This is a genomic window from Paenibacillus sp. oral taxon 786 str. D14 (genome assembly GCF_000159955.1).
GTDB lineage: Bacteria > Bacillota > Bacilli > Paenibacillales > Paenibacillaceae > Fontibacillus > Fontibacillus phoenicis.
The window spans coordinates 10,548-21,203 of sequence record NZ_GG696003.1 but is presented as its reverse complement, the minus strand read 5'-3'; the positions used below and the strand labels follow the sequence as shown (position 1 = coordinate 21,203).

Here is a 10,656-nt window from a genome sequence, read left to right as displayed (position 1 = left end):
GGGTAAAAAGTGGCCTTATTGCTGGAAGCTTCGTCTGTTGTGGCGTTTTTCGAGCCCAATAAGGCCATATATTACCGCTATTCGCAGCAAAGCTTAATCTCCGTGAGTATATAGCGGTAAAAAGTGGCCTTATCGCGGGCTGCTACGCCTGCCGGGGCGTTCATCGAGCCCAATAAGGCCAAAGATTACCGCTATTTGCGGCGAAGCTTCATCCCCGTGAGTATATAGCGGTAAAAAGTGGCCTTATTGCTAGCTGCTTCGCCTGTTGTGGCGTTTATCGAGCCCAATAAGGCCAAAGATTACCGCTATTTGCGGCGAAGCTTAATCTCCGTGAGTATATAGCGGTAAAAAGTGGCCTTATTGCTGGCAGCTTCGCCTGTTGTGGCGTTTATCGAGCCCAATAAGGCCATATATTACCGCTATTCGCAGCAAAGCTTAATCTCCGTGAGTATATAGCGGTAAAAAGTGGCCTTATTGCTGGAAGCTTCGCCTGTTGTGGCACTGGCGTTGCATAAAGAATTAAAAAAAGGAGCAATGTTGCATTTTTAATAAAATAAAGCACATTTTTTTCAAGCCCTATTGAAGCCATTTCGGAGTTATCGTGATTCCAATAACAACGCAAAAAGCGCCTGCGCAGGGTTCCCCCCTCGCGCAGGCGTTTTGGCCATGCAAGGCATGATGATCGCGGCTGCCGCCAGGCGCGCCTACATCAGCATGCCCATCTCCCGGGCCGCCTCCACCAGGATCGGCCCGTATTCCTCCAGCCGCTGCAGCGTCAAGCGGCTGACCGGCCCCGACACGGACAGGGCGGCTGCAAGCTTCCCTGTCCGGTCAAATATCGGCGCGGAGACGGCGGACGCCCCCGGCTCCCGCTCCTCGTAGCTGGTGGCATATCCCGCCTTGCGGATATCCTCCAGCTGCGCCACATAGGCCGCCTTATCGATCGTCGGCGGCCAGTCCGGGCTGTCCAGCACCGCCTGGAGCACCTCTTCGCCCGAGTAGGCGACGAGCACCTTGCTGGACGCGCCCACGTACAGCGGCAGCCGCGCCCCGACCGGCGCGACCCGGCGGATGGCCTGGTTGCTCTGCACCGCCTGAATCCGTATCCGCTCAATGCCGTCACGTAAATAAAGGCTGACCGTCTCGCCGAGCCGGTCGCGCAGCCGCTCCATCTGCGGCAGCAGCAGCACAGCGGGATCGTCGCTGTGGGACATATGGGTCGACAGCTCCCAGATCTTCAGGCCGAGACGGTACTTCTCCGTAGCAGGATCACGGATCACAAAGCCCCGCTCCTCCAGCGTGGTCAACAAGCGATGGACCGTGCTTTTATGCAGGCCGATTTCGGCGGCGATCTCCGTCAGCCCCAGATCGCTTGCTTTTGTGAAACATCCCAATATATCCAAAGCCCGCTCAACCGCGCGCACCGTCAGCTTCCGGTCTTCCATCCGGCATCCTCCTTAGGTTTCACTATATGAAACTCGGTTACATAAATTATATGAAAGAAGCGAAATTCCGTCAATGAAACACCTTCCATTGACATTCAACAGGGATCGACTTACGATTAAATTCAGGGGAATCGTGTTATTTCGACATTTTCTTCGATCCCCCTCCATTAAAAGCGTTTTCTTCAATTGTAAACAGTCCAAATTTCAATCATATAATCTAGTAATGGGAGGGAAGCGTATGAGCCACACCGGTCGAAATGATCTTCCCTTGCCTCCTTCGGCGTACGTTTCCGGCGATGTTCCCGCGGCAACAGCCCGGCACATCAGCATCAAAAACATTATCATTGCCCTCTTATTATCCGTGCTGTTCTTCCTGATCTTCTGCTTTATCTCGCTGCACGGCTATATCGCCTGGGTGCTCTCCAACCCCAAGGTGGCGCCGCTTTATTCCAATCCGAAGCTGTCTATTAATTTGGATTACCAGAACATCACCTTCCCCGCGGCTGACGGGAGCCGAATGATGCAAGGATGGTATATTCCGGCGGAAGATTCCGTCAAAACGATCGTATTTAGCCATGGGTATGGGGCCAACCGCGAGGAGTACTGGATTCCGATGTATGATCTGGCCAATTTTGCCCATCGTCTGAATTTTAATGTCCTGATGTTTGATTACGGCTTTGCTGCGGAGAACAGCAAGGAGGTCGCCACCGGCGGCAAAAAAGAAGCCCAGCAGCTGCTCGGAGCGATCCAGGTTGCCAAACAACTGGGCAGCCAAGAGATCATCGTCTGGGGCTTCTCCATGGGGGCCGGCACTGCACTGCAAGCCGGTTTAAAAAGCCCGGACATCGACGGCATGATTCTCGACAGCACGTTCCTGCTGGAGCCGGATACGATGTACCACAACATCCGCCAGCACATCGACCTGCCGCGCCATCCGTCGCTGGAGATTATCGGTATGCTGCTTCCGGTGTTAAACGGTACCAGCCTGCGGCAAATTCCGTATACCCAGGTCAAATCGGAAGATTATCCCTTCCCGATCCTGTTCATCCACGGCACCGAGGATGAGAAAGCGCCTTACCCCATCGCTGAGAAACTGGCGGCCAACCAAACGAACCCTATTTCTAGCGTATGGATCGTAGACGGCGCGCATCATGAGTTGATTTTCCGCGAGCATCCGAAGGAATATCTGCGTAAAGTGTCGTTGTTCCTGGGCCAGATCAAGCTCGCCTCCCAAAAAACGAATATTCAAACCGGGTCCGCATCCGAATAGCATAAGCCAACCCTCCTCACCAATAAGCTGGTAGTAATGTACTTCTTATCCCTGAGGAGGTAGGCCGAATGTTGTTTGTATACGGGCCTTTTTTGCCTGTGCGCATATTGGAGGAAATCCGTTTCTGGAAGCAACAAGAAGCGGAGCACACGGAAGTCATTCAGGCGATTGTTCCCCGCCTGGAGGCCGATTACGTTCGGCTGCTGGAGGAATGGAAGCCGATCTTTGAAGGGACGGAGGCCGCAGCTGACAAGCTGCTGCAATACGCCTTGGCCACACCTCACGCCGCCTCGAGTCCAGAGATCATCCGCCAGACGGAACGGCTTCTGCGAGCCTCGTGTCAGCAGTCGCAGGAATTTATCCGCCATCTGGAGTACATGCTGAAGCATAGCGCGGCCGTGAAGTCGGTGCCGCTGGCTCCCGTGGTGCTGCTGCACATCATCCGGGAATCGGCGTATTTCCTTGAGGTGCTTGAGCGGCTGAATCGGCCGGGGGAAATCGCCGGCAGCATGGCCGGAGCGCCGCCGTATCCTGATCCTCATCACGCGGCTGGGGGACAGCCATTCTATCGCGAAGAAGAGCCGCAGGAGTTAACAGCCTTCACCACGTCCGAGCAACTGGACTTGACGGCCGAAACGGACGCAACCACCTCCGCCGAGCAAAACAGAGCGGACGCCTCCGAAGCAGCAAACACGCCCGAGGAGCAAGACGTGCCAGGAGCGGCGGACGTGTCCGAGGCCACCCTTGCAGCAGAAGTCGTGCAGGTGCATGTGCAGGAACAGGATGAGCTCAGCCTCCGCCAAGAACCAGCCGCTGACAACAACGCGGAAGCGATTACGGCGCGCGTACCGGAACACTCCGTCCCGATCGGCGGACATACGCTCCCTCCGCTGCCTTATCCATACAACGCGCTTGAACCCTATATCGATGAACAGACGATGCGCATTCATCACGACAAGCATCACAAGACGTATGTTGACGATTTGAACAAAGCGGAACTCAAGCTGCAGGAGGCGCGGAAATCCGGCAATTTTGATTTGGTAAAGCATTGGGAGCGGGAGCTGGCCTTTAACGGTGCGGGACATTACCTGCATACGATTTTCTGGGACATTATGAATCCGAAGGGCGGCGGCAAACCGCAAGGCGAGCTGCTGGGGCAGATCAAACGCGATTTCGGCAGCTACGACGCGTTCCATAAACAGTTCTCTGAAGCAGCTGCCAAAGTCGAAGGCGGCGGCTGGGCCATCCTGGTGTGGAGCCCGCGCGCTCACCGGCTGGAGATCCTCACAGCGGAGAAGCACCAGAACCTGTCGCAATGGGACGTCGTTCCGCTGCTGCCGCTGGACGTCTGGGAGCATGCGTATTACCTGAAGCATCAAAACGCACGCGCCAACTACATCAAAGATTGGTGGAACGTCGTCTATTGGCCCGCCGTCGCCAAACGGTACGAAGCCGCGAAAAAACTAAAATGGCAGCCGTTTTAAACGACTGCCATTTTGTTATTATGGTTCACTTTCTTTTGCTCACTTTGAAGAGGATAAGAGCTAGTAACAGAATAATGATGGTGTTATTTAATTGCTGTACAACGTGTCCGTACCAATAATAAGAACTATAAAAAGACCTTTGGTTCACGAGGCTTGTACTCGAAACCAAAGGTCTTTGATAAAGGCTAATCTTTGATGAGCGAAAGGAACTCCGCCCGGGAAGCCGCATCCTTCCGGAAGCTTCCGCGTACGGCCGAGGTCACGGTCTTGCTGCCTGGCTTCTTGACGCCGCGAGAGCACATGCATAGGTGCTCGCCCTCTACGACAACCATCACGCCTTTCGGCTGCAGCACCTCTTCCATGATGTCGGCAATTTGCGAGGTAATCCGCTCCTGCACCTGCAGGCGTCGGGTTACCGCTTCGACCAAACGGGCCAGCTTGCTGAGCCCGGCGATTCGACCGCTTGGAATATATCCGATATGGGCTTTGCCGAAGAAAGGCGCCATATGATGCTCGCATTGACTGTAATAGACGATGTCCTTCACAATGACAAGCTCTTCATGGTTTTCCTCGAAGGTAACTCCCAGCACATCCCGAGGATCGACTTCATACCCGGCAAAAATCTCTTCATACATCCGCGTCACCCGGGCCGGTGTTTCGAGCAGCCCTTCGCGTTTCACGTCTTCCCCGATCAATTTCAGGATTTCCCGAACATGATATTCGATTTGCTCCCGATGATCGCCTACCCGTGTATTGACGTAATCTTTCAATCCGGACATCTTCAGCGCCCCTCCTTTCATAGAGTATGGCGAAACGTTACTTTATTTTCTCTTCTTCGTCGTTCGTCCCGCCCCCGGCAATGGGCCGCCTTGATTCTTCATCAACTGCTGCGCACGCTGCATCTGCTTGCTGTTCAGGTTATACCCCATTTGCTTCGCCATCTTCTGCAGCATTTGCGGGTCGTTTTGCATCTTCGTTAACTGTCTGCGGAGGTAAAAGACCCCGATCACAAAACCGCCAACCAGACCGACGATTAAAGTAATAATTGGAATAACGATATCCATGTTTCAGCCACCCCTGAATAATAATCGTGCTGCCTTTCGCTTGTAAGGCTTGCACACTCCAAATATCATAGCATCCAGCCTCACGCGATTCAAGGATTCACGCCAAAACCGCCTCGATAAACAACGTTGTCTCAGTCGCGAGATCAACCTCATTCACGTCCAGCTCATCGCCGGTGCCCCGCACGATCCGAATAACAGGCCGGCCCGGTAATCCCCGGTGTTGTCTGACCACCACGCCGGTTTCCTTCGTCCCAAGACGAACTGAGGTTCCGTTCGGGTACACGGAGATAATGCGCATAAACTCCACCAGCACCTCGTGGTCCAGCTCCTGTTCCGAGCAAGCCATCAAATGCTCGCAAGCCTCATGCGGCAGCAAGACCCGCCCGTCCTTGCTTGCGCCGCTGATCAAATTGTCGTACATATTCGCGACGGCGACGATACGCGGAAACAGATGGATCTCGTCCCCGGCAATTCCCCGCGGGATTCCTTTGCCGTCCAGACGCTCATGGTGTTGCAATGCCGTATGGGCGATCAACAGATTAAATTCGCGTTTATGGCGGAGCAGCTCGTAACCCCTCCAGGTATGGTGGTTTTTAGGGTCTTTTGGATTGGCTCCTTCCGGCAGTTCCACTGATTTGCCGATATCGTGCAGCAGCGCACCAATCGCCAAATCCTTGAGTTGGGAATACCCGAGCCCCAAATTCAGTCCAATCATCGAAGAGATCAAGCTGACGTTCACCGCATGAAGATAAGCGGCATTGTCCGCTGTCCGAATGTCGGTGAGCTGCAGCAATACCTCTTTGTTGTTCAACACGTCAGTCAGCAGGGAATCCACGCTCGCGTTGATTTTGCGCGCGCTCCAATCCTTGCCGGAACGAATGGCCTGCAACGTTTCGGACATTTCCCGGAACATCGCCTGCTTGGTCGCCTCGCTGAGCACATCTTCAATTTCGATATCATCGAATTCCGGATCTTTAATGTATAACATTGTCACACCGATCCGCTTAAGCGTGTTAATCATAAAAACCGTAAGCTGAACCCCTGCCGACAACAACACGGTGCCGTTGGCGGAATACACCGTTTTACCTAAATATTGCCCCGGTTCGATATCCTCGATACTGATGAAACGCATATTTTGTGTTATCCCCCTTGCTGGATATCAGTCTCCGATGGAAGCCTGCAGCTTCTGCTTGGCCGCCCGAAGCCGAACCCGCACTTCTTCCTCCTGCTCGGCGTCTAGCGCCCGGTCGATCGCTTCCTCGGCCTCCTTGCCTCCGATTCGGCTCAGCGCCCAAGCTGCAGTTCCCCTTAGCTCTGGCCGCGGGTCATGAAGCAGTATATCTATTAATTTCGGCACGGAAGCCGAATCTTTGAAGTTGCCAAGCGCGATGACCGCATTGCGTTGGACCGGTTTTTTGCCCCGCCAGGCCGCGGCGCTGTCGCCAAAACGTTCTTTGAACTCACGGTTGCTTAAATCCAGCAATGGCAGCAGCAGAGGCTTAACGGTCTCGGGATCGGGAGCCAGCTCAGGCCGATGATTCCAGGACTTGCCTTTGTTTTTCGGGCAGACAATCTGGCAGGTATCGCAACCATAGAGGCGGTTGCCCATCTTCACCATAAATTCTTCGTCCAGAAACCCTTTGGTTTGCGTCAAAAAAGAAATGCACCGCTGCGCGTTCAACTCACCGGGGCCAACTAACGCTCCCGTCGGGCACGCGTCGATGCATTTGGTGCACTCACCGCAATCCTCCTCCACCGGCGTATCCGGAGGAAACGGCACGTTGGTGATCAGCTCGCCGAGGTAAATCCACGAGCCCCACTTGGGGGAGATGATCGCACAGTTTTTCCCCTTAAAGCCGATCCCTGCCCGGTCCGCCACCGCCCGGTCTACCAATGCCCCGGTATCGACCATACTCTCGATCCGCGCTTCGGGTACGCGCTCGCGGATGAAGGCTTCCAGCTTCGCCATCGCTTCGCGAAGCACCTGATGATAGTCCCGCCCCCAAGCAGAGCGGGCCAAGATGCCCCGCCGCTCGCCGGGCGCTGACTTCGGGGGATTCTCCAGCTTCGACGGATAGGCTACCGCGATGGATATCAATGAAGCCGGCTCCGTAAGCGACAATTCCGGGTACACCCGCTTGTCGAGATCCGGCTCCTCAAAGCCGGATTCATAGCCTTTATCGCGCCGGTCCTGCAAAATCGCCTTCAGCGACAAGAACGGATCCGCGCTGGCAAAGCCGATATCGTCGATCCCGAACTCCGCAGCTGCTTCCTGAATCTCCCGCTTCAGCTGCGCCCAGCGATTGTCTCCTTCCGGTAAACGCGTCATGCCGGTTTCCGCCATAGACATGTGTCCCCCTCCTTCCTGTTCATGTTGCCATAATGGTTGTCTGTTGTATTTTTTTACGAAGATAAACGCTTAATCGCTTCCCGTGCTAACTGGTCGCAATAATTGTTCAGCTCGTTGTCGCTATGTCCTTTGACCTTGATGTACTCCACCTTGTGAATGCCCATGAGCCGCCACAGCTCTTCCCAAAGATCGCGGTTCTCGACGGGCTGGTTCTTGCTGTTCTTCCAACCGTTCTTGAGCCAGCCGCGAATCCAGTTCTGCTGAAAGCAGTTGACCACGTAAGCGGAGTCGCTGTATACCTTAACTTGACAAGGCTCCTTTAATTGACTAAGCGCCGAAATGACCGCCTGGATTTCCATGCGGTTGTTGGTGGTCATTTTTTCGCCGCCGGACAGATCCTTCCGATGCCCGTTAAACATCAGCACCGCGCCCCATCCCCCTGGACCGGGATTCCCGGAGCAAGCCCCGTCCGTATAAATCGTCACTTCCTTCACTGTTCATCCTCCCAAGCAAACGGCTTATAAACTACGGATCTTCGTAATCGGCCAAAAAACGAATTCGGCGCGGCCAACGATCCATTTCTCCTTCACGCTGCCAAAATAACGGCTGTCTTTGCTTCGTCCGGCGTGGCGGTTATCGCCCATCACGAAATAATGTTCGGCCTCCAGCTTCAGCTCCGGCATGTCGCCGTCCTCGATTACCGAGTCGGTGTATGGCTCGTCCAACGGCTGCCCGTTAATGAACAGTTGGCCGTCTCGCACTTCAACCGTATCCCCGGGAACCGCCACGATTCGCTTCACCAGAAAAGGCTTCCGGTCGGCATCCACACTAGGATCCTTCAGCACGACGATCTCACCGCGCTTCGGATGATGAAACCGATACACCAGCCTATCCACGAACAGCCGCTCCTGCTCTTCCAGGGTAGGCTGCATCGATTGTCCCTTCACCATTGATAAGTTAAAAACAAATAGGTTTAACAGCAGCATAATGACAAAGGCGATAACGATCGTCTTCAGCATCTCCCACAGTTCTGCGGCCCACCGCGGTTGCGTGGCTTCCGCTTGCAGCTCGTTAGCAGAGCGTTCGGGATCTGACGCTGCCTTTTGCTCCGAATCCATGACCGGTTCCATCCTGCACCTCATCAAAATTAAACAATCTATATAAATAGAAAAGCACATCCTTCACCCATTTGCAACGGATGGAAGATATGCTTCAACATTTCCCATTTCTGTCTTGGGAAGTTTCATCAATTGGATCCCGTCAGCGTCCGGGCTGCGATACCAAGCTTCTGGAAGGCTTCCAAAAACTTGCCTGCCCCATAGCCCATCGCCTCGTAGAGCGGCATGATCGCTTTATTGTGTTCATCTCCGGCGACCATAATCCGACGGACATTCCGCTGCTGGAACCGTTGTTCCATCGCGGTCACAAGGTTGCGGCCGACGCCGCGCCGGCGGTAATCAGGGTGTACGGCCATGCGGTAAATGCATCCCGTATTCTGATCGATCGTCCCGATCAATACCCCTTTGATCTCTTCCTCGACTTCTGCAACCATAATCAGCTCAGAATCCCAAGAAAGTTGTCTGGCAAACGCGCACTTGGTGTCTTCGTAGCAATCCTCCGATAAGGCCAACTGCAATAGCTCCATCACTTGATTTACATCACTCAACTGAAAGGAACGAATAAGCATGCTAAGATCTCCCTTTTCTTCACGCAAGATAGGCCGATGTAAAACATAACCCCCTGATTTACATCAACCGAATATTTGATTCCAGACAAAAACGAGAAAAAAACAGCTTCCTTGTCCATTAAACCATAGATATCTCCCAAATACATCAATTTTCTTATGAAAGCGCTTTGAATTAAGCGGTTACAATTATGAACTTTTACAAACGCCCCTGTTATGACTCACATTTATGCATATATTTTTATTCACTACCAATAATAGGATTGTTATGCGGGTGTTAACGGCGGGGAGCTGATGACTTCCTTAACACTCGGATGACGAAGCGGGATCTTATTATTAACGGGAGGTAAGAACGACCATGGCACATGAATTGCCTGCTTTGCCTTACCCGGCAAACGCACTGGAACCTTATATCGATGAGCAAACGATGATCATCCACCATGATCGGCACCATAACACGTATCTCACCAACTTGAACGCTGCGCTGGAAAGCGCGCCGGAACTGCAGAGCAAAAGCGTGGAGGAGCTGATCTCCAACCTGGATGCCGTTCCGGAGAGCATCCGCACGGCCGTACGCAACAACGGCGGTGGACATGCCAACCACAGCTTGTTCTGGAAGGTCATCGGCCCCGGCGGCGGCGGTGCGCCCACCGGCGCTGTAGCTGCTGCTATCGACAGCGACCTCGGCGGCTTCGATAAATTCAAAGAGGAATTCACCAAAGCGGCGACCACCCGGTTTGGCAGCGGTTGGGCGTGGCTGGTCGTCGGCAAGGACGGCAAGCTCGCGGTCACCAGTACGCCGAACCAGGACAGCCCGCTCTTCGAAGGCTTAACGCCGATTCTTGGCCTGGACGTTTGGGAGCACGCGTATTATTTGAAGTACCAAAACAAACGGCCGGATTACATCGCCGCGTTCTGGAACATCATCAACTGGGACGAAGTGAACCGCCGGTATGAGGCTGCGAAGAAATAACGCTGCGTTCATTACTCACGAAGGAGGATACATCTATGGCAGAGCAAAAGCGTAAATTGACGAATGACCCGGAGGAGCTTCTCGCCGCCAAACACGCCGAGGATGCGCATAAGCAGCAATTCACGAATTTCGCCCACAGCGTCACCAGCGGCGGAGCCACCCCCGACCTCGGCAAAGTCTCGGACGAAGAGCATCGCGAGCCCGATACCCAGAACCACATGAAATCCGTGGAGAACCGTATGATGTGATGGAAAAAAGGAAGGCGCGTGAGATGCGCCTTCCTTTTGTTGTGGTGTGGCGGCCGGATAGCGGTAAAAAGTACCGCTATTTTGTTCACGGATGGGGCTGTGCCGCAAATAGCGGTAATTTAGGGCCTTATCAGACCC

The 10,656-nt window shown here is 53.9% G+C and carries 12 protein-coding genes; 4 read left to right on the top strand and 8 right to left on the bottom strand.

Translation table 11 applies throughout. The features are described 5' to 3' along the window. Positions 1–704 precede the first annotated feature (704 nt). Entirely contained in the window at positions 705–1,445 is a 741-nt protein-coding gene (locus tag POTG_RS22095) for an IclR family transcriptional regulator (protein WP_009227077.1), read from the bottom strand. Between the two features lie 238 nt (positions 1,446–1,683). Here POTG_RS22095 and POTG_RS22090 point away from each other — a divergent pair, with 238 nt between their 5' ends. After that, a complete protein-coding gene (locus tag POTG_RS22090; protein ID WP_009227076.1) occupies positions 1,684–2,715 on the top strand; it encodes an alpha/beta hydrolase in 1,032 nt (343 codons plus the stop codon). A 68-nt stretch (positions 2,716–2,783) separates the two neighbouring features. Continuing rightward, entirely contained in the window at positions 2,784–4,199 is a 1,416-nt protein-coding gene (locus POTG_RS22085; protein ID WP_009227075.1) for a Fe-Mn family superoxide dismutase, read from the top strand. A gap of 185 nt (positions 4,200–4,384) precedes the next feature. On the opposite strand, the gene folE is transcribed toward POTG_RS22085, so the two are convergent. The 7 genes from folE to POTG_RS22050 all read right to left on the bottom strand — a co-directional run bounded on the left by folE (position 4,385) and on the right by POTG_RS22050 (position 9,300). Next, entirely contained in the window at positions 4,385–4,978 is a 594-nt protein-coding gene (gene folE / locus POTG_RS22080) for a GTP cyclohydrolase I FolE (RefSeq protein ID WP_009227074.1), read from the bottom strand. Positions 4,979–5,020: 42 nt separating this feature from the next. Then, positions 5,021–5,263, bottom strand: coding sequence for a YneF family protein (locus POTG_RS22075; RefSeq protein ID WP_009227073.1), 243 nt, complete (start codon positions 5,261–5,263; stop codon positions 5,021–5,023). 97 nt (positions 5,264–5,360) lie between these two features. After that, positions 5,361–6,395 (bottom strand): HD-GYP domain-containing protein, encoded by a 1,035-nt coding sequence (locus POTG_RS22070; protein WP_009227072.1) that lies wholly within the window; start codon positions 6,393–6,395, stop codon positions 5,361–5,363. 27 nt (positions 6,396–6,422) lie between these two features. Then, complete coding sequence (gene queG / locus POTG_RS22065; RefSeq protein ID WP_009227071.1) at positions 6,423–7,613, bottom strand: tRNA epoxyqueuosine(34) reductase QueG; 1,191 nt, start codon at positions 7,611–7,613, stop codon at positions 6,423–6,425. Between the two features lie 53 nt (positions 7,614–7,666). Next, entirely contained in the window at positions 7,667–8,107 is a 441-nt protein-coding gene (gene rnhA / locus POTG_RS22060) for a ribonuclease HI (RefSeq protein WP_009227070.1), read from the bottom strand. Between the two features lie 24 nt (positions 8,108–8,131). Then, on the bottom strand, positions 8,132–8,743 hold the full coding sequence (gene lepB / locus POTG_RS22055) for a signal peptidase I (RefSeq protein WP_009227069.1): 612 nt from the start codon (positions 8,741–8,743) through the stop codon (positions 8,132–8,134). 116 nt (positions 8,744–8,859) lie between these two features. Beyond that, the gene (locus POTG_RS22050; protein WP_009227068.1) at positions 8,860–9,300 is read right to left on the bottom strand and encodes a GNAT family N-acetyltransferase; all 441 of its coding nucleotides are present in this window, start codon (positions 9,298–9,300) and stop codon (positions 8,860–8,862) included. Between the two features lie 355 nt (positions 9,301–9,655). Here POTG_RS22050 and POTG_RS22045 point away from each other — a divergent pair, with 355 nt between their 5' ends. Both POTG_RS22045 and POTG_RS22040 read left to right on the top strand, forming a co-directional pair. Continuing rightward, positions 9,656–10,270 (top strand): superoxide dismutase, encoded by a 615-nt coding sequence (locus tag POTG_RS22045; protein WP_009227067.1) that lies wholly within the window; start codon positions 9,656–9,658, stop codon positions 10,268–10,270. A gap of 35 nt (positions 10,271–10,305) precedes the next feature. Continuing rightward, positions 10,306–10,518 (top strand): hypothetical protein, encoded by a 213-nt coding sequence (locus POTG_RS22040; protein ID WP_009227066.1) that lies wholly within the window; start codon positions 10,306–10,308, stop codon positions 10,516–10,518. Positions 10,519–10,656: the final 138 nt, after the last annotated feature.